The following is a 22841-nucleotide window of genomic DNA, read 5'->3' as shown; positions in this document are numbered from 1 at the left end:
CCCGGTGAGAGCGCCCGCCCGGCACACCACTCCGGACACGTCGATCCCGTCCCGGCGCGCCTGGGCCAGTAGTTCGGCGCCGATCTGGTCGTCGCCGCGGACCGCCAGCAGCGCCGGCGCCGCCCCGAGTTGCGCCAGTGCCACCGCCTGGTTGGCCCCTTTGCCGCCGAGCATCTCCAGCCGCTGCCGGGCGTCCGCCGAACTTCCGCCCGGCGGCAGAGCGTCCACGACCAGCACCAGATCCCGGGCCAGTTGCCCGGCCACCACCACCCGCTCACCAGTCACCCTCGGTAGCTACCCATCCTCGGCGGCGCGAACCCGTAATCGAGTGGTCGTTGATCGGGAACCGAGCTACTGTCCTCGGCATGTTCACCGCACACGGTCCGCAGCTGCCTTTCGTGGCGGCTCCCGCGTGCGTTGATACCCGAGTCTGACCCTTCCCCACCAGCAGCAGAACCCAGGGGAAGGGTGGGCTGCTCCGTGCGCGGTTCTGGCGCGTCCCGGCTGGCATCGGGTCGCGCATCACCCCGGTTGCCTCGCATCCAGTGAGGAAAGAAAAGATCATGGCCAAGAGCCAGTTCATCCGTACGAAGCCGCACGTCAACATCGGCACGATGGGCCACGTCGACCACGGCAAGACGACCCTGACCGCCGCCATCACCAAGGTCCTCGCCGACCGCGACCCGGCCTCCAACCGGTACGTCGCGTTCGAGGGGATCGACAAGGCCCCGGAGGAGGCCGCGCGCGGGATCACCATCACCATCGCCCACGTCGAGTACGAGACCCCGAACCGCCACTACGCCCACGTCGACATGCCCGGCCACGCCGACTACGTGAAGAACATGATCACGGGGGCGGCGCAGGTGGACGGCGCGATCCTGGTCGTCTCGGCGCAGGACGGGTCGATGCCGCAGACCCGCGAGCACGTGCTGCTCGCCCAGCGGGTCGGCGTGCCGTACCTCGTGGTCGCCCTGAACAAGAGCGACACCGTGGACGACCCGGAGCTGCTCGACCTGGTCGAGCTGGAGGTCCGCGAGCTGCTGTCGCAGTACGGGTTCCCCGGCGACGAGGTCCCGGTGGTGCGGGTCAGCGCGCTGAAGGCGCTCGAGGGCGACCCGGAGTGGACGGCGAAGATCGTGGAGCTGCTCGAGGCGGTCGACGACTACGTGCCGATCCCGCCGCGCGAGCTCGGCGAGCCGTTCCTGATGCCGATCGAGAACGTGCTGTCGATCAGCGGCCGCGGCACCGTCGTGACCGGCAAGGTGGAGCGCGGCGAGCTGCGCGCCGGCGAGGCGGTCGAGGTGGTGGGTCTCGGCCCGACCGTCGCCAGCGTCGCCACCGGCCTGGAGATGTTCGGCAAGGTCCTGGAGTCGGCGCAGGCCGGCGACAACGCCGCCGTCCTGCTCCGCGGGATCAAGCGCGAGCAGGTGCAGCGGGGCCAGGTGGTTGCCGCGCCCGGCAGCGTGCAGCCGCACAAGGTCTTCCAGGCCAGGATGTACGCGCTGACGAAGGAGGAGGGTGGCCGGCACACGCCGTTCGAGGCGAACTACCGGCCGCAGTTCTACTTCCACACCACCGACGTGTCCGGCGGGATAGACCTCGGCGACCGTGACCTGGTCATGCCGGGCGACACCCTCGAGGAGGTGACCGTGACCCTGGGCAAGGAGGTCGCCCTGGAGGTGGGTCTCGGCTTCGCCGTCCGCGAGGGGAACCGCACCGTCGCCGCCGGCACCGTGACCGCGGTGCTCGACTAGTTCCATGCGGGTGGCCCGGCAAGCGCCGGGCCACCCGCTCAGCCGCCGTACACCGGCTTGAACCGGCGCAGCCGCAGGCTGTTGGCGACGACGAAGACCGAGCTGAAGGCCATCGCCCCGCCCGCGATCATCGGGCTGAGCAGACCGGCGGCGGCCAGGGGCAGGGCCGCGATGTTGTACGCGAAGGCCCAGAACAGGTTGCTCTTGATGATCCGCAGGGTGCGCCGGGACAGCCGGATCGCATCGACCGTCGCGGTCAGGTCACCGCGCACCAGCGTCAGGTCCGACGCTTCGATCGCGACGTCCGTACCGGTGCCCATCGCCAGCCCCAGATCGGCCTGAGCCAGCGCGGCCGCGTCGTTGACCCCGTCGCCGACCATCGCGACGACCTTGCCGGACTCCTGCAACCGCTTCACCACGTCGACCTTGTCGGCCGGCAGCACCTCGGCGATCACCTCGTCGATGCCCACCTCGGCGGCCACCGCGCGGGCCACGGTGAGGTTGTCGCCGGTCAGCAGCACCGGGTGCAGGCCCAGACGGCGCAGCCCGGCGACCGCTTCCCGGCTGGTCGGCTTCACCGCGTCGGCGACCGACAGGACGCCCCGGGCCACGCCGTCCCAGCCGGCCAGGATCGCGGTCCGGCCGGCCTCCTGCTCGGCGACGGCCGCCTGTGCGACCTCGGCCGGAATCTCGAGGCCTTCCCGCTCCAGCAGGGCGGGTCGCCCCACCAGCACGTCGCGTCCGGCCACGGTTCCGCGTACGCCCAAGCCTTCGATGTTCTTGAAGTTCTCGACCGGATCGCCCGAGGTGGCGGCGATCGCGCGGGCGATCGGATGCTCGGACGCGGCCTCCACGGACGCGGCCAGCCGCAGCAACTCGTCGCGGTCCACGCCGGGCGCCGGAACGACGGCGGCGAACGCCATGGTGCCGGTGGTGACCGTGCCCGTCTTGTCGAGCACGACGGTGTCCACCCGGCGCGTCGATTCGAGCACCTCCGGACCCTTGATCAGGATGCCGAGCTGGGCGCCCCGGCCGGTGCCGACCAGCAGCGCGGTCGGCGTGGCCAGACCCAGCGCGCACGGGCAGGCGATGATCAGCACGGCCACGGCGGCGGTGAACGCGGCCGTCCAGCCCGCGCCGGTGCCGAACCACCAGCCGAGCGTCCCCGCCGCGAGGGCGATGACGATCGGCACGAAGATCCCGGAGATCCGGTCGGCGAGCCGCTGGACGTCGGCCTTGCCCGCCTGCGCCTGCTCGACGAGGCGCGCCATCTGTGCGAGCTGGGTGTCGGCGCCGACGCGGGTGGCCCGTACGATCAATCGGCCGCCCGCGTTCACGGTCGCACCGACCACCGCACCGCCCGGGCCGATCTCGACCGGCACGCTCTCGCCGGTCAGCATGCTCAGGTCCACCGCCGAGGAGCCGTCCTCGACGATCCCGTCGGTGGCGATCTTCTCGCCCGGCCGGACCACGAACCGGTCGCCCACGGCCAGCTGGTCCACCGGGACGCGTACCTCGGCGCCGCCGCGCAGCACCGCCACGTCCTTGGCGCCGAGCTCGAGCAGGGCCCGCAGCGCGGCGCCGGCCCGGCGCTTGGAGCGTGCCTCGAAATACCGCCCGGCCAGGAGGAACGTGGTCACCCCGGCGGCCGCCTCCAGGTAGATGTTGCCGGCCCCGTCAGTGCGGGAGATGGTGAGGCTGAACGGGTGCGTCATCCCCGGCTCGCCGGCCGTGCCGAGGAACAGCGCCCACAGCGACCAGCCGAACGCGGCCAGCGTGCCCAGCGAGACCAGCGTGTCCATGGTCGCCGCGCCGTGCCACAGGTTCACCGCCGCGGCCCGGTGGAACGGCCACCCGCCGTAGACCACGACCGGCGCGGCCAGCGTCAGCGACAGCCACTGCCAGTAGGTGAACTGCCAGGCCGGCACCATGGCGAGGGCGATCACCGGCACACTCAGCGTGATCGAGATCAGCAGCCGCGTCTTCAGCGGGTCCGCCTTCTCGACAGGCGTCTCCTCCTCCTGCTGCGGCACCGTGGCGGTGTACCCGGTCTTCTCCACCGTGGCGATCAGGTCAGCCGCGGTGACCCCACCGTCGACCCGGACCGTCGCCTTCTCGGTGGCGTAGTTGACCGTGGCCGTCACGCCGTCCATCCGGTTCAGCTTCTTCTCGATCCGCGCCGCGCACGAGGCACAGGTCATGCCGCCGATCGCCAGCTCGATCTGCTGGGGCGCAATCTGCAACGTCATGGCACGTCCCTCAGTCATGGGTGTGGCCGTCGGCGTCGTGAGCCGGCGCGGACTGTCCCGGCGCGGACTGTGCCGGCCGCGGGACCACGATGCCGGAGGTGGCGGCGGTGAACTCGGCGGTGTGCACCTTCCCGTCGTGCTTGAAGTCCAGATACAAACGGTAGACCCCGGCCGACGGCACCTCCGCCGCGAAGGACAGGCTCCGCTCGTCGGTGGGGTGCACGTGCAGGTAGGCCAGGTCGCCGTCGCGGAGCGCGACCAGGTGCCCGGCCGCCCCGAGGTAGGGCTCCAGGTCGGTGACCGGCTGCCCGTCCCGGCTCACGGCCAGCGTCAGATCGGCGGACGCGCCGGCGGTGAGATCACCGGTCAGGGTGACCGTGTACCCGTCCACCTCGGCCGTCCGGGACACCGCCGGAAGCGGCCGGGGCTGGTAGTCACCGGCAGCCGGCACGTCCACGCCGAGCGTGAGGCCCCCGGAACCGGACGGCTGGAAGTCGGCGAACACCCGATACTGCCCGGGGGTATCCACCGCCAGCGGAATCGTCCACGTCCCGTCCGCGCCGAGGGTGGGATGCACGTGCTGGAACCCGGACAGGTCCCGGCGGACGACGATCAGGTGCAGATCCTTGTCATGGTTCGTGGTGTAGGCGGTCACCGGCATCCCGTCCGGCCCGAGCACCCGGAACCGGAACGGCTCGGCATCGCCGGTGCTCAGCCCGGTGGTGATCGGGGTCAGCCGGTAGCCGTCCTGCGCGACCTGCAGCCCGCCGGGAACGTGAGCTGTGCTGGGCTCGGCGGCGTGGTGCGCAGGTGGCTCTTCGATCTCCGGGCCCAGCGCCCGGCCGGCCCCCGCCGCGGCCCCGAACACCACGACGAGCCCGAGAGCGTAGGCGCCCAGCTTCACGGACGTTCTCACGACGGCACCCCCAGCTCATATCCGGCCTCGTCGACAGCGGCACGAACAGTCTCCTCGCCGACCGGCGACGTCGCTGTGACGGTCATCGAGCCGGCGGCCAGATCGACCGCGACGTCGGTCACGCCGGGAATCCGGCTCACCTCCGCCCGCACCGACTCGACGCAGTGGCCACAGGTCATTCCGAGAACGGAGTAGGTCGTCATGCTTCCCACCATACAGATACCCGGTAGGGGTACCAAGCATGCTCGCCATACCCCTGGGGGGTTGTACCATCGCGACCATGACCAACCCTGCGCCGACCCGCGGATACACGGCCTCCAAGGACAACCTGCAGTCCCGGCTGCGCCGCATCGAGGGCCAGGTGCGCGGCATCGAGCGCATGGTCGAGGACGATCGGTACTGCATCGACATCCTCACCCAGATCTCCGCCATCCAGGCCGCGCTCGACAAGGTCGCGCTCGGCCTCCTCGACGGGCACGCCCGGCACTGCATGCACGAGGGCGCCCAGGAGGGCCGCGCGGACGAGATGGCCTCCGAGCTGATGGCCGCGGTCGGCCGCCTCATGAAGCGCGGTTAACCCTCCTTCCCGGTACGCGTGACGCAGAGTCCCCGCTCTCCCGGCGGCCGCGCCAGGCGGTCCGTCCCGGCCCTAGCCCGCTGCCGGCTCATGCCCACCCCCCAGCTGACCCCCACCGCTGCCTCCGCCCCGCGAAGCGACATTGGGTTGCTGGGCTGACCGGCAGTGCTGCCTCCGGCGCTGTGAAGGGACGTTGGCGGTCAGCTGCGTTTGCGGGCTGACCGGCAGTGCTGCCTCCGGCGCCGTGAAGGGACGTTGGCGGTCAGCTGCGTTTGCGGGGCTGACCGGCAGTGCTGCCTCCGGCGCCGTGAAGGGACGTTGGCGGTCAGCTGCGTTTGCGGGCTGACCGGCAGTGCTGCCTCCGGCGCCGTGAAGGGACGTTGGCGGTCAGCTGCGTTTGCGGGGCTGACCGGCAGTGCTGCCTCCGGCGCCGTGAAGGGACGTTGGCGGTCAGCTGCGTTTGCGGGCTGACCGGCAGTGCTGCCTCCGCCCCCGCGAAGCGACATTGGCGGTCAGCTGGGGTTGGTGGGCTGACCTGCACTGCTGCTTCCGGCTCAGCGGCCGCAGGCTAAATGGGTGGTTCGGGTGGGCGGGGCCGACGATGATCCGGGGCATGACTTCGACAGGTCCGGATGGCCGGGCCGGCATCGACGTGGGGCTGGTGCGGCGGCTCATCGCCGCGCAGTTCCCGCGCTGGCGGGATCTGCCGGTGACGCCGGTCGCGGTGGACGGCTGGGACAACCGGACCTACCGGCTGGGCGACGACATGACCGTGCGCCTGCCGACCGCCCCCGGCTATGTGCCGGCTGTCGCCAAGGAGAACGAGTGCCTGCCCCGGCTCGCGCCGCAGCTGCCGGTTGCCATCCCGCGGGTGCTCGCTGCTGGGATACCGGGGGAGGGGTATCCGTACCCCTGGTCGGTGCGTGCCTGGCTGCCGGGCGAGACGGCCGCGGCGGGCCGGATCGACGACCTGGCCGCGTTCGCCCGCTCGGTGGCCGGATTCATCCGGGCCCTGCAACGCTGTGACCCGGCCGGTGGGCCGCCCGCGGGTGAGCACAGCTGGTTCCGGGGCGCTTCCCTGGCGCAATACGACGCGGAGACCCGCCGCTGCCTGACCGCGCTGAACGGTCACATCGACACCGCCCTGGCCGCCGAGGTCTGGCAGGCCGCCCTGGCCGCCGACTGGCTCGGCCCTCCGGTCTGGTTCCACGGTGACATCGCCGCCGGAAACCTCCTGATCGCCGGCGGCAAGCTGACCGCCGTGATCGACTTCGGCACGTCCGGGGTCGGCGATCCCGCCTGCGACCTGGTGATCGCCTGGACCATGTTCGGCGAGGCCGACGGCAGCCGCGCAGCCTTCCGGGAGGCAGTGGCGCAGGACGCGGGCACCTGGGCGCGGGCCCGCGGCTGGGCGCTGTGGAAGGCGATGCTCGTGCTGACCGGCGCGCTCACCGCCGACAACCGACCGCAGGCCGAAGAACACCGCCACGTGATCAACGAGGTGCTGACCGAGGCAGCGGCTGTTCCCGCGCCTCCCGAACAGCCGTGTCAACCAGCTGGCAATGGGTTAGGCCGGGCCGTGGATGGGGGCGGTCAGGTCGGTCAGCGGGGCGCCTGAGCCGCCCCAGGAGAGGGCGACTATCTCGGCGGCCACGGCGACCGCGGTTTCCTCCGGGGTACGGGCGCCCAGGTCGAGGCCGATGGGTGCGCGCAGGCGGGACAGTGCGGCCTCGGAGACGCCGGCCTCGCGCAGCCGGCGCACGCGGTCTTCGCAGGTGCGCCGGCTGCCCATCGCCCCGATGTACCGGGCGGGGGTGTGCAGGGCGACCTCGAGCAGCGGGATGTCGAACTTCGGGTCGTGGGTGAGCACGCACAGCACGGTGCGCTCGTCGACCGAGGTGGCTTCCAGGTAGCGGTGCGGCCACTCGACGACCACCTCGTCGGCGTCCGGGAAGCGGGCCGGGGTGGCGAACACGCTGCGGGCGTCGCAGACGGTGACCTGGTAGCCGAGGAACTTGCCGATCCGGGCCACCGCGGCGGCGAAGTCGATGGCGCCGAACACGATCATGCGGGCCGGCGCCGCCCAGGACTGGACGAAGACCTCGCGCTCGCAGGCGGTGATCATGTTGGTGCGGCCGTGGGCGAGCAGTCCGGCGGCCTGCCGGCCGGCGATCCGGTCCAGTTCCGCGTCGCCGAGGGTGCCCTCGACCCGGTCCGGCCAGACCACCAGCTGTGCGTCGGGCAGCGAGACCGTGGCGACCGGACGGCCGGCGGCGATCGCGGCGAGCACGGCATCGAGGGCGGTCAGCGCGGAGTCCGGCTGGATCATCACCTCGATGGTGCCGCCACAGGTGAGGCCCACTTCGAAGGCGTCTCCGTCGCTCACCCCGTACGTTTGAGTCTGAGCCTTTCCGGTTTCTATCACTTCTTGCGCGGAGGTATAGACCGCGCCCTCCACGCAGCCCCCGGAAACGCTGCCCAGAACGTCGCCGTGCTCGTTGACCGCCATCGCCGCGCCGGGCTGCCGGGGCGCTGATCGCCAGGTGTTCACCACGGTCGCCACCGCGAAGGAGATCCCCGCGGCGCGCCAGGCGAGGAGGCCGTCAACGATGTCGCGCATCCCAGCAGACTCCGTGATCTCTGCATCCGAGTCAACGACTGGTTAAGCGAACACTTAGGTCGCTGTTGACATTGGACGCGTGGCGCGCGAGGGTCGGCGCGAATCACGGGAGGTGCAGGGTGCAGGTGCCGGCTCCGTTCGAATACGAACGTGCCACGAGCGTGGATCAAGCCATTGGTCTGCTGGAACGTCTGGGAAGTTCAGCGCGGCTGGTGGCCGGGGGCCACAGCCTGCTGCCGATGATGAAGCTCCGGCTGGCGAACTTCGAGTATCTGATCGACATCAATGATCTGCACGGCGAGCTTGGGTACATCCGCCTCGGCGCCGATGAGGTACGGATCGGGGCCATGACCCGGCACCGGGAGCTGCTGGAGTCCGACGCGCTGGCCGAGGTGTTCCCGATCTTCCGGGACGCGGAACGGGTGATCGCCGACCCGGTGGTGCGCAACCGGGGCACGCTGGGTGGCTCGCTCTGCCAGGCGGACCCGTCGGAGGACCTGTCCGCGGTCTGCACCACGTTGGACGCGAGCTGCGTCATCCGTGGTTCTCAGGGTGAGCGGGTCGTGAGCATGGAGGAGTTCCACGTCGGCCCGTACGAGACGGCCGTCGCGGAGAACGAGATCCTCACCGAGATTCGCATCCCGGTTAAGTCGTACAGGTCAGGCAGTGCCTATGCCAAGGTCGAGCGCCGGGCGGGGGACTGGGCAGTGGTGTCCGCCGGTGCGGCCGTCTGGCTCGACGACGCGGGCAACATCGTCGACGCCCGGGTGGGACTGGCCGCGGTCGGCCCGAACACCACCGGCATCCCGGAGATCTCCGCGTCGCTGCGTGGCCAGGCGCCCGACGAGAGCCGGTACGAACTGGCCGGTGCGATCGCCGCCCGCAGCTGCGACCCGGTCACCGACACCCGCGGCAGCGCCGACTACAAGCGGCACCTTGCGGACGAATTGACCCGGCGCACCCTGCGCAAGGCCGTAGAGCGGGCGAGGAGCTGATCATGCAGGTCACGATGACCGTCAACGGGGTCGAGTACACCCGTGAGCTCGAGGGCCGCATGCTGCTCGTGCACTTCCTGCGCGACGTGCTCGGCCTGACCGGCACCCACTGGGGCTGCGACACCAGCAACTGCGGCGTCTGCGTGGTGCAGCTGGACGGCGAGCCCGTCAAGTCCTGCACCGTGCTCGCCGCGATGGCTGGGGGCCACGAGGTGCGTACGGTCGAGGGCCTGGCCAACGGCGCCGAGCTGGACCCGCTGCAGGAGGGCTTCCGGCAGTGCCACGGCCTGCAGTGCGGTTTCTGTACGCCGGGCATGCTCATGACCTGCCGCGCGCTGCTCGACAAGAACCCGGACCCGACCGAGGGCGAGATCCGCGAGGCCATCTCCGGCCAGATCTGCCGCTGCACGGGTTACTCCTCGATCATCCGGTCGGTCCGGTGGACCGCGGTGCACGAGGCCCAGGCGAAGGAGGAGGTGGCGCAGGCATGACCGACGTTCAGGACCGGAAGCTCACCGAGTTCGAGGACAACGACCAGAAGCCGGTCGGTTTCGGGCGGATGCTGCGCAAGGAGGACGCCCGTCTGCTGCGCGGCCGCGGCCGGTTCGTCGACGACGTGCAGCTGCCCGGCATGCTGCACCTGGCGATCCTGCGCTCGCCCTTCGCGCACGCGAAGATCATCAGCATCGACACCAGCGCCGCCGAGGCGTCGCCCGGGGTGAAGGCGGTCGTCACCGGCGAGACCCTCAAGGGCCTCGGCCTGGCCTGGATGCCGACGCTCTCCAACGACGTGCAGGCCGTGCTCGCCACCGACAAGGTGCGCTTCCAGGGCCAGGAGGTGGCGTTCGTCGTCGCTGAGGACCGCTACCAGGCCCGCGACGCCCTCGAGCTGATCGACGTCGAGTACGAGGTGCTCGACCCGGTCATCGACGTCCGCAAGGCCCTGGAGGCGGACGCCCCGATCATCCGCGACGACCTCACCGACAAGACGAACAACCACGTCTTCGACTGGGAGACCGGCGACGCCGAGGAGACCGACCGGGTCTTCGCCGAGGCGGACGTGATCGTCAAGGAGGACATCGTCTACCCGCGGGTGCACCCCGCGCCGATGGAGACCTGCGGTTCGGTCGCCGACTTCGACCCGGTCGAGGGCAAGCTGCGGCTCTGGTCGACCACGCAGGCCCCGCACGCGCACCGCACCCTGTACGCCATCGTCGCCGGCATCCCCGAGCACAAGATCCAGGTGATCGCGCCGGACATCGGCGGCGGCTTCGGCAACAAGGTGCCGATCTACCCCGGTTACGTGCACTCGATCGTCGGCTCCATCGTCACCGGCAAGCCGGTGAAGTGGATGGAGGACCGCTCGGAGAACCTGATCAGCACCGGCTTCGCCCGCGACTACATCATGCGGGCGGAGATCGCGGCGACGGCTGAGGGCAAGATCCTGGCGATCCGTACGAACGTGCTCGCCGACCACGGCGCCTTCAACGGAACGGCCGCCCCGGTGAAGTATCCGGCCGGCTTCTTCGGCGTCTTCACCGGCAGTTACGACCTGAAGGCCGCGCACTGCAAGATGACCGCGGTCTACACGAACAAGGCGCCCGGCGGTGTCGCCTACGCCTGCTCGTTCCGGATCACCGAGGCCGTCTACCTGGTCGAGCGGATCGTCGACGTGCTGGCGTACGAGCTGCAGATGGACCCGGCCGAGCTGCGCCTGAAGAACTTCATCCAGCCCGACCAGTTCCCGTACACGACCAAGACCGGCTGGGTGTACGACTCCGGCGACTACGAGCCCACCATGCGCCTGGCCATGGAGATGGCCGGGTACGAGGAGCTGCGCAAGGAGCAGGAGCTCAAGCGGGCCCGCGGCGAGCTGATGGGCATCGGCATCGCGTTCTTCACCGAGGCGGTCGGCGCCGGCCCGCGCAAGAACATGGACATCCTCGGCCTGGGCATGGCCGACGGGTGTGAGCTGCGGGTGCACCCCACCGGCAAGGCGGTCGTCCGGCTCTCGGTGAAGACCCAGGGTCAGGGCCACGAGACGACGTTTGCGCAGATCATCGCCGAGGAGCTGGGCATCCCGCCGGCCGACATCGACGTGCTGCACGGTGACACCGACAACACGCCGTTCGGGCTCGGGACGTACGGCAGCCGCTCCACGCCGGTCTCCGGCGCCGCGGCCGCCCTGGTGGCCCGCAAGGTCCGCGACAAGGCGCAGCTGATCGCCTCGGCGATGCTCGAGGTGTCGGTCGCCGACCTGGACTGGGTGAAGGGCGCGTTCCAGGTCAAGGGCGACCCGGGCAAGTCGGTCACGATCCAGGAGATCGCGTTCCGGGCGCACGGCGCGGGCGACCTGCCGGAGGGCATGGAGGGCGCGCTCGAGGCGCAGATCTGCTACAACCCGTCGAACCTGACCTACCCGCACGGGGCGTACATCTGCGTCGTCGACATCGACCCGGGCACCGCCGAGGTCAAGGTCCGCCGCTTCATCGCGGTCGACGACTGCGGCACCCGGATCAACCCCATGATCATCGAGGGGCAGGTGCACGGCGGTCTCACCGACGGCGTCGGCATGGCGCTGATGGAGATGATCTCCTTCGACGAGGACGGCAACTGCCTCGGCGCCTCGCTGATGGACTACCTGATCCCGACCTCCCTCGAGGTGCCCGACTGGGAGACCGGCTTCACGGTCACCCCGTCGCCGCACCACCCGATCGGCGCGAAGGGTGTCGGGGAGTCGGCCACGGTCGGTTCGCCGCCGGCGATCGTCAACGCGGTGGTGGACGCGCTGCGGCCGTTCGGGGTCCGGCACGCGGACATGCCGCTCACGCCCAGCCGCGTGTGGGACGCGATGCGCGGCCAGGCGACGCCGCCGATCTAGGCACTTCCTGCGGGTGCCGCGCCGCGTGCGCGGCACCCGCAAGTTCAACACCCCTGAGGAGTACGCGATGACGACGTCCATCGCCGAGCGGGCGCGGGAACTGACCGTCGCACGGCGACCCTTCGTGCACGCCACCGTGGTCCGGGCCCAGGATCCCACCTCCGCCCGGGCCGGCGACGACGCGGTGATCCTCGCCGACGGGTCCATCGAGGGCTTCATCGGCGGGGTCTGCGCGGAGACGTCGGTACGCGCCGCCGCGCTGAACACCCTGCGTGACGGCAACACCATGCTGCTGCGGGTGCTGCCCGAGGACTCCGCCGACTTCCCGGAGACGCCCGGCGCGCTCGTCGTCGTCAACCCCTGCCACTCCGGCGGGGCGATCGAGATCTTCCTGCGCCCGGTGCTGCCGAAACCTCTGGTCGCGGTCGCCGGCGCCACCCCGATCGGTGCGGCCGTCGCCGAGTTGGCCGAGTTCCTCGACTTCGAGGTCGCGCCGGACGGCGACTTCCGGGGCGTCACCGCTGTGGTCGTGGCCGGGCTGGGCCGTGACGAGGAACGCGTCATCCGGGCCGCCCTGGACGCCGGAGTCGCCCTGATCGCGCTGGTCGCCAGCCACCGGCGGTCGGCGGTGCTGCTCGACGCCATGGAACTGACCGACGGCGAGCGGGCCCGGGTTCGTCCGCACGCGGGAATCGACATCGGTGCGCGTACCCCGCAGGAGATCGCTCTCTCCGTGCTCGCCGAAATCGTCCGGGAAGTGCGGGTCGGCGGCCTCGCCGCCGGATCCGCCGAGCCGGCGCCGCTGCACAAGGCCGCGCCGCACGCCGAGGCCGCGGCCTTCGCGCACGCCGGACCCGAATTCGTGGCCGGCCCGACGCTGCCCGTCGGGCCGGCCCCCTTCGAACCGTCGCCGGCCGGCAACCGCACAGCCGGCACCGCGATCGACCCGGTCTGCGGGATGACCGTGGTGATCGGGCCGGACACCCCGCACGGTGTGGTGGACGGCCAGGACTACTGGTTCTGCTGCCCCGGCTGCCTGAAGAAATACACGGCGGCCTAGCCGATGCGCCGCGTGACCGGTCTGGTGCTGGCGGCCGGCGGCTCGCGCCGGTTCGGCGAGGCCAAGCAGCTGCTGCCGTTCCGTGGCCGCACGCTGCTCGACGCCACCCTGGACATGGCCCGCGCCTGCGGCTTCGCCGAACTGCTGGTCACCCTGGGCGGTTCGGCGGCGGCGATCCGCGCCGAGGTGGACCTTTCCGGGGTACGCGCGATCGAGAACCCGGCGTTCTCCACCGGATGCGGATCGTCGATCAGCGCGGCGGTCTCCTCGGTCTCCGCCGCCTCGGACCGGCTCGTCCTGCTCCTCGGCGACCAGCCCGGCGTGCGGCCGTCCGATGTGCACCGTCTCGCCCGGGTGCCGACCCCGCTCGGGGTCTGCCGCTACACCGACGGCCTCGGGCACCCGTTCCTGTTCCACCGTGACGTCTTCGGCGAACTGGCGTACCTGCACGGCGACAAAGCGGTCTGGAAGCTGCTGCATGCGGGCATGTACCCGGTGACCGAGATCGACGCCGACGGTACCGTGCCGATCGACGTGGACACCCGAGAAGACTACGAGCGGCTGCTGGCGAATGAACAATCCTGACGAGGTCATCGAACGCCTGGACGCCGTCGACTACCTGGTCGACGACGGCCTCGCCATGGCCGTCTTCCTGGCCCTGCGCCTGGGCAAGCCGCTGCTGCTGGAGGGCGAGCCGGGCGTCGGCAAGACCGCCGCGGCCAAGGCCCTCGCCCAGGCGCTGGACACGCCGTTCATCCGCCTGCAGTGTTACGAGGGCCTGACCGCCGGCGAAGCCCTCTACGAGTGGAACTACCAGCGTCAGCTCCTGCACATCCGGCTCGCCGAGGCCCGCGGGGTGTCACTCGACGACGCCGACCTGTTCACCACCGACTTCCTGCAGGAACGGCCGATCCTGCGGGCGGTACGCCACAGCGGCCCGACCCCGCCGGTGCTGCTGATCGACGAGATCGACCGGGCCGACGACGAGTTCGAGGCGCTGCTCTTCGAGTTCCTCGGCGAGGCCGCGATCACCGTCCCCGAGCTCGGCACGTTCGCCGCCACCCGCCCGCCGATCGTCGTGCTCACCTCCAACCGCAGCCGCGACCTGCACGACGCGCTGCGCCGCCGCTGCCTCTACCACTGGATCGAGTTCCCGGCCCCGGCACGGGCCGCCGCCATCGTGCGCCGCTCGGTCCCCGGCGCCGCGGTGCCGCTGATCCGGTCCACCACCGAGTTCATCGGCAAGGTCCGCCGCCTCGACCTCGACAAGGCGCCCGGCCTGGCCGAAACCATCGACTGGGTGTCCGCCCTGGCCGCGCTCGGCGTCTCCGAACTCGCCGACGCCGACGTCCTGCGCACCATCGGCACCATCGCCAAGACCCCCGACGACCGGATCCTGGTCGCCGAGGCCGTATCCCAGGAGACCCGCGCATGAAGATCACCAACGAGTTCACCGTGCACACCCCGATCGACCGGGCCTGGCAGGTGCTGACCGACCTGGAAGGCATCGCCCCGTGCATGCCCGGCGCCCAGCTGACCGGCGTCGAGGGCGAGGTCTACCAGGGCAAGGTCAAGGTGAAGGTCGGCCCGGTGATCTCCGACTTCACCGGGACCGCGCGGTTCACCTCGAAGGACGACGCGGCGTACCGAGCGGTGATCGATGCGAAGGGCCGCGACGCGCGGTCCGCGGGCAACGCTTCGGCGCTGGTCACGGCGGTGCTGACCCCGTCCGGTGCGGACAGCACGAAGGTCAGCGTGGACACCGACCTGAAGATCAGCGGCAAGCTGGCCCAGTTCGGCAGCGGCATGATCAAGGAGGTGTCGGGCAAGCTGCTGGCCCAGTTCGTAGCCAACCTGGAGGCCAAACTGGCCGCGGAACCCTCCGCTTCCGCTGCAGCCGCCGCGCCCGCCTCCGCTGCGCCTGCTCCTTCCTCGGCCGACGCCGGCCCGGTGGCTGATGGAGCCGGGGCCGCGTCGGAAGGCACCGCATCGGCGGCGGCCGTCGCGACCGCACCGGACTCCGCGGTCTCGCTGGGCGCGGTCGCGCCGGGCACCCCCGATGTGGAGACTTCCGCGACCGAGGCGGTCGTGCCCGACCCTTCTGCCGGCGTCGTGGAACCGGCCGCGGGCCGCCTCGAGACCGCCGAGGGCACGCCCGACCCGATCGCCCCGCTCAACGTCCCCTCCGCCAACCTGATCGAGGCCGCCGACAGCCCGGCCGCCGTCGAAGCCCGCACCCCGGCCGCCACCGGCGCCGCCCCGGTCGAGCGCAAGATCGAGTCGGAGGAGCCCGAGCCTCTCGACCTCCTCGACGTCGCCGGCAAGTCCATCTACAAGCGCGTCGTCCCGGTGGTCGTCGGCGTCGCCGTGGCCGCAGCCGTCATCGTCTGGGCCGTCACCCGCCCCTGACGGACCCACCGTTGCCCACCGCCGACCCCACCCCGCCGCCGGCCGCCGGGTCCGGACCCGGGCCGGAGCTGTCGTCCGGGCCGGTGCTGTTGCGGGGGATCGACCGGGCCGCGTTCGCTGTGGCGTTCGTGGCGCGGCTGCGCCGGGCCGGGCTGGCCGCCGGGATCACCGAGACCGACGACCTGGTCCGGGCCCTGGAGATCAGTCCGCCGCTCGCGCGCGGATCCCTCTACTGGACCGCGCGGGTCGCCCTGGTCCGGCGGCACGCCGACCTCGCCGTTTTCGACCGGGTTTTCGCGGCGGTCTTCGACGATGCGGCCCCGCTGCCGCTGAACCACTCGTCGGGAACCCCGCCCCGGCGTGACGACGGCACGCACGTCACCGTGCCGGCCGGTGGGGACGAGACGGTGTCCGGCGGCGGGCTGCCCTGGGCCACGCTGCCGCCCGCGGTGTCCGCCGACGAGACCGGCGACGATTCCGGTCTGCGGGTGCCGGAGCTGCGGCCCAGCGCTCTCGCGGCCCTGGCCGAGCAGCCGTTCGAGGACCTCGACCCGGGTCAGACCGAGGCGCTCGGCGACGCCCTGCGAACCGCGCTCACCCGCTGGCCGCTGCGCCGCAGCCGACGGCACGCCGCCGATCCGGCCGGCCGTCGGGTCGCGCTGCGGCCGACCATCGCGCGGGCCCGGCGTACCGGGTGGGAGGCCGTGTCGGTGGTCCGGGAACGACCGGTACGCCGTCCCCGCCGGGTCGTTCTGCTCTGCGACGTGAGCGAGTCGATGCGCGCGCAGGCCACCGCCTATCTGCATCTGATGCGCGCGTTCACGCTGGTCGCCGACGCGGAGGTGTTCGCCTTCGCGACCCGGCTGACCCGGCTCACCCCGGCGTTGCGGCACACCTCGGTACGGGAGGCGATCGAGCAGGCCGGCGCCGCGGTGACCGACCGGTTCGGCGGCACCCGGATCGCCGGGAACATCGGGGCGCTGCTCGACTCGTACCACGGGAACGCTGTGCGCGGCGGCATCGTGATCGTCGCCTCGGACGGCTGGGACAGCGATCCACCGGAGGCGATGGCTGCCGCGATGGCCCGGTTGCGGCGTCGTGCGTACCGAATCCTGTGGTTGAATCCCCGGGCCGGCGCACCCGGCTTCGTCCCGCGCGCCGGTGGCATGGCCGCCGCCCTGCCTTTCTGTGACCACCTGCTGCCCGCCGCCACCTTCAGCGACCTGGCCGAGGCCGCCACCCGCCTGACGGCGCTGACCGCACCGCCCGCGCGGCAGCGCTACGGCCCCGGCGTCAGCTCCAGAGGGTGACGTGGACCGAAGGGCGGAAGCGGGCCACATTGATGCCGGTGCCGCGCATCATGGCCTGGATGGCGCGCGGCGTAGACGCGAAGCGAGCCAGCTCGGCTGCCGCCGACGGGGTGGCCGGCTCCGCGAGGGTGAGCGAATGCCAGACCTCCTCCAGGCTCGCGTTCGGCCCGCAGAACTGCACCAGATGGCCTTTCCGCACCTCCGGCGCCACCGTGAAGGACAGCGCGGCCGCCACGCCGCGGCCGCGTTTGGCCTCCTCGACCGCGGCGGCGTGGCTCTGGAAGATCTGCTGGCGGTCATCCGGGATGCCCAGACGCCGCACCAGCGTGCGGATGGCCCCGCTGTCCGCCGCCGCCGACGGGCCGAGCAGCCAGGTCTGTTCCCGCAGCTGGCGCGCGGTGGGCTGGGTCCCGGCGAGCGGATGGTCCGGGGCGGCGACCGTCACGACCCGGTAGTACATGACCGGGCGGCACACCACCGCGGTGTCCGGCGCCGGTGGGGGCGGGCCGATCGCGATGTCGATGTGCCGGTCGATCAGCAGCTCACGGAACGATCCCGGATTGCGGACGCTGAGCTCCAGATCCAGGTCGGCGGCCCGGTTGGCGAACAACTCGATGAGGCCGGGGGCGGCGTGCTCGGCGAACAGGCTGGACGCGCCGACCCGCAGCAGCCGCCGGCCCTGGCCCGCGGAGCTGACCTCCAGGACCGTGATGTCCTGCAGGCCGAGCATCTCGGTGGCCCGGCTGGCCAGGCGCAGCCCGCCCGGGGTGAAGGTGAGCCCGCCCGAGGTACGCGAGAACAGCTGGTCGCCCAGCTCCCGGCGCAGCTGCCCGATGTGCAGCGACACCGCCGACTCGGAGACCTCCAGGTGGGCCGCGGCCTGTTTGACCGACCCGAGCCGGACGACAGCGGAGTAGGCGCGTAACTGAGTGGGGGTCACAGCCCGTCCATCCCCCTACGACAGTGATTGGAAGCTAACAGCAATCTATCGCGATCGCGGCCCCGGCGTGACACCGGCGATCTAGCCGATCCGTGTCCGCCGATCTCACGGCTAGGCTTCACGCCGCACCGACCGAGAGAGGACCGCCCATGCCCACGTTCCAGGCCACCGACGGCGTCGAGATCTTCTACCAGAGCTGGGCCGGGAAGTCCGATCAGCCGCCGGTCCTGCTGCACCACGGGTTCATCGCGAACGGGACCACCAACTGGGTGCTGACCGGCGTCGTGGACGCGCTGAACGAGGCCGGCCGCCGGGTGATCGCGATCGACGCCCGCGGGCACGGGCAGTCCGGCAAGCCGCACGACCCCGCCTTCTACGGCGAGGTACGGATGTCGGAGGACGTGTCCACGCTGCTCGACCTGCTCGACGTGGAGACGGTCGACCTGGTCGGCTACTCGATGGGCGCCATCGTCGCGCTGATCACCGCGACCAGGGAGAGCCGCATCCGCCGGCTGGTGGTCGGCGGGGTCGGCGCCGCGGTCGTCGAGCTCGGCGGCGTCGACACCCGGGTGATCGGCCCGGGGCCGCTGCGGGAGGCCCTGGACGCCGAGGACCCGGCCACGATCACCGACCCGAACGCCGCCGGGTTCCGGGCGTTCATCGACGCGGTCGGCGGGGACCGGGCCGCTCTGGGCGCGCAGGCGCAGCGGATGCACGCCGAGCCGATCCCGCTGGACTCGATCACCGCGCCGACGCTGGTGCTGGCCGGCCGTGACGACGTGCTGGCCGGGCGGCCCGAGGTGCTCGCGAAGGCGATCGCCGGCGCGCAGCTGCGGGTGATCGACGGAGATCATCTCGGAGCGGTCCGGGAAGCGACCTTCATCCCGGAGCTGATCTCGTTCTTGAACGGGTGAGGTGCGCGGTATCGTACCGCGATCAGCACCAGGGGCGACGGGACGTAGATGGCTGCGGAGAACAACGGCAAGGCCGCCGCGCGCGACGCGCTGCGCACGGCGATCCTCGCCGGTGAGTACACACCGGGGGAGCGCCTCGTCGAGGCTCAGCTGATCGAGCGGTTCGGGGTGAGCCGGTTCAACATCCGGCTGGCCTTGCAGGACCTCTCCGGCGAGGGCCTGGTGGAGATCCAGCGGAACCGGGGCGCCCAGGTCCGCAAGATCTCGCTGGCCGAGACGATCGAGATCACGCAGGTGCGGATGGTCCTGGAGGGCCTGGTGGCGGCGCAGGCCGCGACCCGGGTCACCGACGAGGAGGCCAGCGAGCTCGACGAGATCGGTCTGCTGATGCGGCGGGCCGTCGAGGCCGGCGAGTTCCGCCGCTACAGCGATCTCAACCAGCAGCTGCACGCCCTGATCCGGCGGATCGCGGGGCACGCCACCGCGGACCGGCTGATCGGCACACTGCGCGCGCAGCTGGCCCGGCACCAGTTCATGTTGTCGCTGCTGCCGGGCCGTCCGATGGTCTCGCTGCCGCAGCACGACCGGATCATCGCGGCCATCCGGGAGCGGGATCCGAAGGAGGCCGAGGCGGCGATGCGCGATCACATCGCCAGCGTCATCGAGGTGCTGCGGTCCCTGGAGGACGCCCCCGGCCTGCACTGAGAGGTCAGACCGGCGGGGTGCCGTGGGTGTGGAAGGACTCGATCGTCTTCAGACCCCAGGCCTGGCCCTTCGCCCGCTCCGCCTCGGTCCACGTCACCACCTCGTGGTCCGGGGCGAGCAGGAGCCGGGCGCCCGCGTTGCAGAGCTCGATGCGGTTGCCGCCGGGCTCCCAGACGTACAGGAAGAATGTCTGCTGGATGGCGTGCTTGTGCGGCCCGGTCTCGATGTGCACGCCGGCCTCGAGGAAGACGTCGGCGGCGCGCAGGATGTCCTCGCGGGTGTCGGTTGCGAAAGCGACGTGATGCAGGCGGCCGGAAGAACCGGTCCAGTCGCGGGTGTAAACGACATCATATGATTTGTCCGAAAAGGTAAACCAAACTGCGGCCGTCACGCCGCTGTCCAGCACGATCTGCTCGCTGGCCCGCCCGGTCAAGACGGCCGGGACGAAGTCGGACGGCACATCACGGGCGAGGAAATTGACGTGGTCGAGCCGCCGCACATTGGCGCCACGACCGGGAAAACGGGAGGCCTGGTTCTTCAGCGACGGGCGGGTGGCGTCCGAAGCAAGATAACGCTGGGTCTCGTAGTAGATGCCGAACGGGTGCCCATCCGGGTCGGTGAAGTGGAAGACCGGACCGTACCCCGGCTCCTCCTTGCTCCAGCCTTCGCCGAGACCGGCGGAAGAGATGTCGCGCACCCGGCGTTCGAGGGCCTCCGGGCTGCGCGCCCGCAGCCAAGTGCGGCCGATGCCGGACGTGCCGCCGCCGGTGACCTTCACGGTGAAGCTTTCGTAGTCGTCCCAGGCGTGCAGGTAGGCGCTGTTCCCCCGGCGCTCGACGACCTCCATCGCCATCTGGTCGGTGAAGAAGCGGACCGTGTCGTCGAGGACCGGCGTCAGCAGCTCCACCGCGGAGACATGCGCGATGTCACGGATCTTCTCAGCCATGCGTGATGGCCCCTTCCACAGTGAGGCGGGGATGGACCCGCCCGTCCAGGAGCAGGCGGGCGGTGCTGACGATCGCCGAGCGGCCGGCGTCGAGGTCGATGACCACGTCGGTGAAGCCGGTGGGGTGCTCCACCCGGATCGTCCCGGTGGTCTCGCGGTGCGCGACGCTGCCGGGCATCGCCACCGCGGTGCCGACGGTCACCGCCGCGAGCACGCCGATCGAGGAATGCACGCGATGCGGGATGAACATCCGCGTGCACAGCGAGCCACCCTGGGCGGGCGCCGCGATCAGGCACATCTTCGGTACGGTCGTCGCGCTCACTTCCCCGAGCCCCATGAGCTTGCCCGCGGCCAGGCGCAGCTCCTCGACCCGCCGCCGCAGCCGCCCGTCCGCCTCGAGTTCGGCCGGCGTCTCGTAACCGGTGACGCCGAGTGACGTGGCCGTGAGCAGGACGACCGGCATCCCGTTGTCGATCAGGGTGGCGGGCACGCCGTCCAGGTCGTCGAGGACCCGCCCGGTCGGCAGCAGCCCGGCGGCGACCGAGCCGGCCGTGTCCCGGAACTCGACCTCGATCCGGGCGGCGGTGCCGGGGACGCCGCTGAGCGCGGTGTCGCCGGTGTAGACCGGCCGCCCGTCATGGACCGGCACGGTGACTACTGCCAGGGCGCCGGTGTTGAGCATGCGGACCCGTACCGCTGCGGTGGTGTCGCCGGACGCGGCCACCAGGCCGCGCTCGATCGCGAAGGGCCCGACCCCGGCCAGGATGTTGCCGCACGGCTGCTCCGCGCTGACCCGCGGCTGGTCGACCTGAACCTGCAGGAACAGGTAGTCGACGTCGGCCTCCGGGTCCGCCGAGCGGTTCACCACGGCGACCTTGCTGGTCAGCGGGTGGCCGCCGCCGATGCCGTCGATCTGCCGCGGATCCGGCGAGCCCATGATCGACAGGAGTAGTTCATCCCGTTCCTCCGGAGCGGCCGGCAGGTCCTCGCGGAGGAAGTAGGCGCCCTTCGAGGTCCCGCCGCGCAGGATCATCACGGGAACGCTCATGACTCGTCCACGTAGACCACGCCCAGCTCCTCGAGCAGCGGCCGTAACCGGTACATGTCCAGGCCCAGCTCGCCCGCGGCGAGCCGCTGCCGCTTGGCGTCCTCGTTGGCGGTCCGCGCCCGCGCCGCCTCCAGCACCTCCGCAACCCGGGCGTGCGGCACCACCACGACCCCGTCGTCGTCCGCGACGATCGCGTCGCCCGGGTGGATCACCTGGCCACCGGCCACGATCGGCACGTTCACCGACCCGGGGCTGGCCTTGACCGTCCCCTGCGTGCTGACCGCCCGTGACCACACCGGGAAGCCCATCGCGCGCAGTTCGGCCACGTCGCGAACCCCGGCGTCCAGGATCACGCCGATCGCGCCCCGGGCCCGCAGCGAGGTGGCGAGCAGATCACCGAGCATGCCGTCGGTCGACGGCGAGGTCGTCGTGATCACCACGACGTCGCCGGGCCGGACCTGCTCGACCGCCGCGTGGATCATCAGGTTGTCGCCCGGGTGGCAGGAGACGGTCACCGCCGAGCCGGCGATCCGGGCGCCGGCCTGGATCGGCCGCAGGTCGGGGGAGACGGCGCCGCGCCGCCCGTCGGCCTCGTGGACCGTTGAGGCGCCCGCCTCGGCCAGGCCCTTCAGCACCTGCTCCGGCACCCGTTTCGAGGTCCGGACGATCACGTGGCGGCTCACGACAGCTCCTTGGTGACCTGCGGGTAGAGCCGCATGAACGCCTCGGCGTACGTCTCGTTGGGCAGTCCCAGGTTCGGCCCGGAGTTGCGGGCCGCCTGCAGACCGCGACGGCTGCCCAGCTCGGTGTAGTACTTGTGCAGATGCTTCTGCGCGGCGAGGATCCGCATCGCCTCGACCTTGCGCTCCCAGACCTCGGTGATGTCGAGCAGCACGTTCGGCAGGAAGCCGCACTGCTCCGGCTGGTGCGGCTCGAAGCAGAAGACCGGCGGCGCGCCGATCACCTCGCCCGGCCCCTCGACGCCCGGCGCCTGCGCCAGGATCCGCGACTTCAGCGCGATGGCGTGCGCGAACGGATGGTCCCCGTTGTACGGGTCGGCGGCCGCATGGGTCAGCACCACCGTCGGCTGCACCTCCCGGTACAGATCGATCAGGCCCTGCAACAGCTCCGGCGTCTCGACCAGCGGGTAGTCGTCGGCGTCGAAGAACCGGATCTCGGCGCCGAGCACCGCGGCGGCCTGCTCGGCCTCCTTCCGCCGGTGCGCCTTCACCTCGTCGAGCGTGTAGCCCTTGCGCCACAGCGAGGCCGACTCGCCGCGCTCACCGAAGCTCATGCAGCCGATCACCACGCGCTGCCCGCGGGCGGCGGCCAGGGCGATCGCGCCGCCGGCCCGCCAGACGAAGTCGCCGGGGTGAGCGGTCAGCACCAGGGTCGAATCGGTCATCACGCCGTCCCCTCAGAATGCCTGCGAGATTGTCAACAATTGGTAGCCTAGGCCATCCTGGTAGGCCAAACAATTGTTGACAATCCTGTCGCCCTGTGGCGGCATGGGGAGG

22 protein-coding genes and 1 pseudogene are annotated in these 22841 nt (G+C 71.4%); 13 read left to right on the top strand and 10 right to left on the bottom strand.

The window, feature by feature from the left end; genetic code table 11:
* Nucleotides 1-27: 27 nt before the first annotated feature.
* Nucleotides 28-228 (bottom strand): annotated as a pseudogene (locus OHA21_RS25375) (PfkB family carbohydrate kinase); the annotation flags it as partial.
* Between the two features lie 335 nt (nucleotides 229-563).
* On the opposite strand from OHA21_RS25375, the gene tuf reads away from it, so the two are divergent.
* Complete coding sequence (tuf, locus tag OHA21_RS25370; protein ID WP_328477778.1) at nucleotides 564-1754, top strand: elongation factor Tu; 1191 nt, start codon at nucleotides 564-566, stop codon at nucleotides 1752-1754.
* Between the two features lie 38 nt (nucleotides 1755-1792).
* Here the strand turns inward: tuf and OHA21_RS25365 are convergent, their stop codons facing one another.
* From OHA21_RS25365 to OHA21_RS25355, 3 genes are read right to left on the bottom strand one after another with little or no spacing between them, the layout of a single operon-like run.
* On the bottom strand, nucleotides 1793-4003 hold the full coding sequence (locus OHA21_RS25365; protein ID WP_442875139.1) for a heavy metal translocating P-type ATPase: 2211 nt from the start codon (nucleotides 4001-4003) through the stop codon (nucleotides 1793-1795).
* 10 nt (nucleotides 4004-4013) lie between these two features.
* The gene (locus tag OHA21_RS25360; protein ID WP_328477774.1) at nucleotides 4014-4919 is read right to left on the bottom strand and encodes a hypothetical protein; all 906 of its coding nucleotides are present in this window, start codon (nucleotides 4917-4919) and stop codon (nucleotides 4014-4016) included.
* Nucleotides 4916-5122 (bottom strand): heavy-metal-associated domain-containing protein, encoded by a 207-nt coding sequence (locus tag OHA21_RS25355; protein WP_442875138.1) that lies wholly within the window; start codon nucleotides 5120-5122, stop codon nucleotides 4916-4918. Before OHA21_RS25355 ends, OHA21_RS25360 begins: the two co-directional genes overlap by 4 nt.
* A gap of 77 nt (nucleotides 5123-5199) precedes the next feature.
* On the opposite strand from OHA21_RS25355, the gene OHA21_RS25350 reads away from it, so the two are divergent.
* Nucleotides 5200-5496, top strand: coding sequence for a metal-sensitive transcriptional regulator (locus OHA21_RS25350; RefSeq protein WP_328477770.1), 297 nt, complete (start codon nucleotides 5200-5202; stop codon nucleotides 5494-5496).
* A gap of 613 nt (nucleotides 5497-6109) precedes the next feature.
* Nucleotides 6110-7114: an aminoglycoside phosphotransferase family protein gene (locus OHA21_RS25345; protein WP_328477768.1), complete on the top strand. Its 1005-nt coding sequence runs from the start codon at nucleotides 6110-6112 to the stop codon at nucleotides 7112-7114.
* Here the strand turns inward: OHA21_RS25345 and OHA21_RS25340 are convergent.
* Nucleotides 7064-8116 (bottom strand): XdhC family protein, encoded by a 1053-nt coding sequence (locus OHA21_RS25340; RefSeq protein WP_328477766.1) that lies wholly within the window; start codon nucleotides 8114-8116, stop codon nucleotides 7064-7066. The genes OHA21_RS25345 and OHA21_RS25340 overlap by 51 nt on opposite strands.
* 119 nt (nucleotides 8117-8235) lie before the next feature.
* On the opposite strand from OHA21_RS25340, the gene OHA21_RS25335 reads away from it, so the two are divergent.
* From OHA21_RS25335 to OHA21_RS25300, 8 genes are all read left to right on the top strand, one after another.
* The gene (locus OHA21_RS25335) at nucleotides 8236-9111 is read left to right on the top strand and encodes an FAD binding domain-containing protein (RefSeq protein WP_328477764.1); all 876 of its coding nucleotides are present in this window, start codon (nucleotides 8236-8238) and stop codon (nucleotides 9109-9111) included.
* A gap of 2 nt (nucleotides 9112-9113) precedes the next feature.
* Nucleotides 9114-9602 (top strand): (2Fe-2S)-binding protein, encoded by a 489-nt coding sequence (locus OHA21_RS25330; RefSeq protein WP_328477762.1) that lies wholly within the window; start codon nucleotides 9114-9116, stop codon nucleotides 9600-9602.
* A complete protein-coding gene (locus tag OHA21_RS25325; protein WP_328477760.1) occupies nucleotides 9599-11992 on the top strand; it encodes an aerobic carbon-monoxide dehydrogenase large subunit in 2394 nt (797 codons plus the stop codon). The genes OHA21_RS25330 and OHA21_RS25325 overlap by 4 nt, the downstream gene beginning before the upstream one ends.
* Nucleotides 11993-12059: 67 nt before the next feature.
* Nucleotides 12060-13052 carry an XdhC family protein gene (locus OHA21_RS25320; RefSeq protein ID WP_328477758.1) on the top strand — a complete coding sequence of 331 codons (993 nt, stop codon included), beginning with the start codon at nucleotides 12060-12062 and terminating at the stop codon, nucleotides 13050-13052.
* Between the two features lie 12 nt (nucleotides 13053-13064).
* On the top strand, nucleotides 13065-13637 hold the full coding sequence (locus tag OHA21_RS25315; protein ID WP_328477756.1) for a nucleotidyltransferase family protein: 573 nt from the start codon (nucleotides 13065-13067) through the stop codon (nucleotides 13635-13637).
* The gene (locus OHA21_RS25310) at nucleotides 13624-14487 is read left to right on the top strand and encodes an AAA family ATPase (protein WP_328477754.1); all 864 of its coding nucleotides are present in this window, start codon (nucleotides 13624-13626) and stop codon (nucleotides 14485-14487) included. Before OHA21_RS25315 ends, OHA21_RS25310 begins: the two co-directional genes overlap by 14 nt.
* Nucleotides 14484-15461: an SRPBCC family protein gene (locus OHA21_RS25305; protein ID WP_328477752.1), complete on the top strand. Its 978-nt coding sequence runs from the start codon at nucleotides 14484-14486 to the stop codon at nucleotides 15459-15461. Before OHA21_RS25310 ends, OHA21_RS25305 begins: the two co-directional genes overlap by 4 nt.
* A gap of 11 nt (nucleotides 15462-15472) precedes the next feature.
* Nucleotides 15473-16771, top strand: coding sequence for a vWA domain-containing protein (locus tag OHA21_RS25300; RefSeq protein WP_328477750.1), 1299 nt, complete (start codon nucleotides 15473-15475; stop codon nucleotides 16769-16771).
* Here the strand turns inward: OHA21_RS25300 and OHA21_RS25295 are convergent.
* Nucleotides 16755-17711 carry a LysR family transcriptional regulator gene (locus tag OHA21_RS25295; RefSeq protein ID WP_328477748.1) on the bottom strand — a complete coding sequence of 319 codons (957 nt, stop codon included), beginning with the start codon at nucleotides 17709-17711 and terminating at the stop codon, nucleotides 16755-16757. The two genes, OHA21_RS25300 and OHA21_RS25295, sit on opposite strands and share 17 nt — an antisense overlap.
* A 149-nt stretch (nucleotides 17712-17860) precedes the next feature.
* Here OHA21_RS25295 and OHA21_RS25290 point away from each other — a divergent pair, with 149 nt between their 5' ends.
* Together OHA21_RS25290 and OHA21_RS25285 are read left to right on the top strand one after the other, a co-directional pair.
* Nucleotides 17861-18625, top strand: coding sequence for an alpha/beta fold hydrolase (locus OHA21_RS25290; protein ID WP_328477746.1), 765 nt, complete (start codon nucleotides 17861-17863; stop codon nucleotides 18623-18625).
* A 48-nt stretch (nucleotides 18626-18673) separates the two neighbouring features.
* A complete protein-coding gene (locus OHA21_RS25285) occupies nucleotides 18674-19330 on the top strand; it encodes a GntR family transcriptional regulator (protein WP_328477744.1) in 657 nt (218 codons plus the stop codon).
* A 4-nt stretch (nucleotides 19331-19334) separates the two neighbouring features.
* Here the strand turns inward: OHA21_RS25285 and OHA21_RS25280 are convergent, their stop codons facing one another.
* From OHA21_RS25280 to OHA21_RS25265, 4 genes are read right to left on the bottom strand one after another with little or no spacing between them, the layout of a single operon-like run.
* Entirely contained in the window at nucleotides 19335-20276 is a 942-nt protein-coding gene (locus OHA21_RS25280) for a VOC family protein (RefSeq protein ID WP_328477742.1), read from the bottom strand.
* The gene (locus tag OHA21_RS25275) at nucleotides 20269-21324 is read right to left on the bottom strand and encodes a 4-oxalomesaconate tautomerase (RefSeq protein WP_328477740.1); all 1056 of its coding nucleotides are present in this window, start codon (nucleotides 21322-21324) and stop codon (nucleotides 20269-20271) included. The genes OHA21_RS25280 and OHA21_RS25275 overlap by 8 nt, the downstream gene beginning before the upstream one ends.
* A complete protein-coding gene (locus OHA21_RS25270; protein ID WP_328477738.1) occupies nucleotides 21321-22007 on the bottom strand; it encodes a 4-carboxy-4-hydroxy-2-oxoadipate aldolase/oxaloacetate decarboxylase in 687 nt (228 codons plus the stop codon). Before OHA21_RS25270 ends, OHA21_RS25275 begins: the two co-directional genes overlap by 4 nt.
* Nucleotides 22004-22729, bottom strand: coding sequence for a PIG-L deacetylase family protein (locus tag OHA21_RS25265; protein WP_328477736.1), 726 nt, complete (start codon nucleotides 22727-22729; stop codon nucleotides 22004-22006). Before OHA21_RS25265 ends, OHA21_RS25270 begins: the two co-directional genes overlap by 4 nt.
* Nucleotides 22730-22841: the final 112 nt, after the last annotated feature.

This window comes from Actinoplanes sp. NBC_00393 (genome assembly GCF_036053395.1).
GTDB lineage: Bacteria > Actinomycetota > Actinomycetes > Mycobacteriales > Micromonosporaceae > Actinoplanes.
This window is presented reverse-complemented; position numbering and strand designations above follow the sequence as displayed.

What these genes read in the sequence shown, in the direction of transcription:
- tuf (WP_328477778.1), top strand. Translation starts at nt 564, where the DNA reads ATGGCCAAGAGCCAGTTCATCCGTACGAAGCCGCACGTCAACATCGGC.
- OHA21_RS25365 (WP_442875139.1), bottom strand. Translation starts at nt 4,003, where the DNA reads ATGACGTTGCAGATTGCGCCCCAGCAGATCGAGCTGGCGATCGGCGGC.
- OHA21_RS25355 (WP_442875138.1), bottom strand. Translation starts at nt 5,122, where the DNA reads ATGACGACCTACTCCGTTCTCGGAATGACCTGTGGCCACTGCGTCGAG.
- OHA21_RS25350 (WP_328477770.1), top strand. Translation starts at nt 5,200, where the DNA reads ATGACCAACCCTGCGCCGACCCGCGGATACACGGCCTCCAAGGACAAC.
- OHA21_RS25345 (WP_328477768.1), top strand. Translation starts at nt 6,110, where the DNA reads ATGACTTCGACAGGTCCGGATGGCCGGGCCGGCATCGACGTGGGGCTG.
- OHA21_RS25340 (WP_328477766.1), bottom strand. Translation starts at nt 8,116, where the DNA reads ATGCGCGACATCGTTGACGGCCTCCTCGCCTGGCGCGCCGCGGGGATC.
- OHA21_RS25330 (WP_328477762.1), top strand. Translation starts at nt 9,114, where the DNA reads ATGCAGGTCACGATGACCGTCAACGGGGTCGAGTACACCCGTGAGCTC.
- OHA21_RS25325 (WP_328477760.1), top strand. Translation starts at nt 9,599, where the DNA reads ATGACCGACGTTCAGGACCGGAAGCTCACCGAGTTCGAGGACAACGAC.
- OHA21_RS25320 (WP_328477758.1), top strand. Translation starts at nt 12,060, where the DNA reads ATGACGACGTCCATCGCCGAGCGGGCGCGGGAACTGACCGTCGCACGG.
- OHA21_RS25310 (WP_328477754.1), top strand. Translation starts at nt 13,624, where the DNA reads ATGAACAATCCTGACGAGGTCATCGAACGCCTGGACGCCGTCGACTAC.
- OHA21_RS25305 (WP_328477752.1), top strand. Translation starts at nt 14,484, where the DNA reads ATGAAGATCACCAACGAGTTCACCGTGCACACCCCGATCGACCGGGCC.
- OHA21_RS25290 (WP_328477746.1), top strand. Translation starts at nt 17,861, where the DNA reads ATGCCCACGTTCCAGGCCACCGACGGCGTCGAGATCTTCTACCAGAGC.
- OHA21_RS25285 (WP_328477744.1), top strand. Translation starts at nt 18,674, where the DNA reads ATGGCTGCGGAGAACAACGGCAAGGCCGCCGCGCGCGACGCGCTGCGC.
- OHA21_RS25280 (WP_328477742.1), bottom strand. Translation starts at nt 20,276, where the DNA reads ATGGCTGAGAAGATCCGTGACATCGCGCATGTCTCCGCGGTGGAGCTG.
- OHA21_RS25275 (WP_328477740.1), bottom strand. Translation starts at nt 21,324, where the DNA reads ATGAGCGTTCCCGTGATGATCCTGCGCGGCGGGACCTCGAAGGGCGCC.
- OHA21_RS25265 (WP_328477736.1), bottom strand. Translation starts at nt 22,729, where the DNA reads ATGACCGATTCGACCCTGGTGCTGACCGCTCACCCCGGCGACTTCGTC.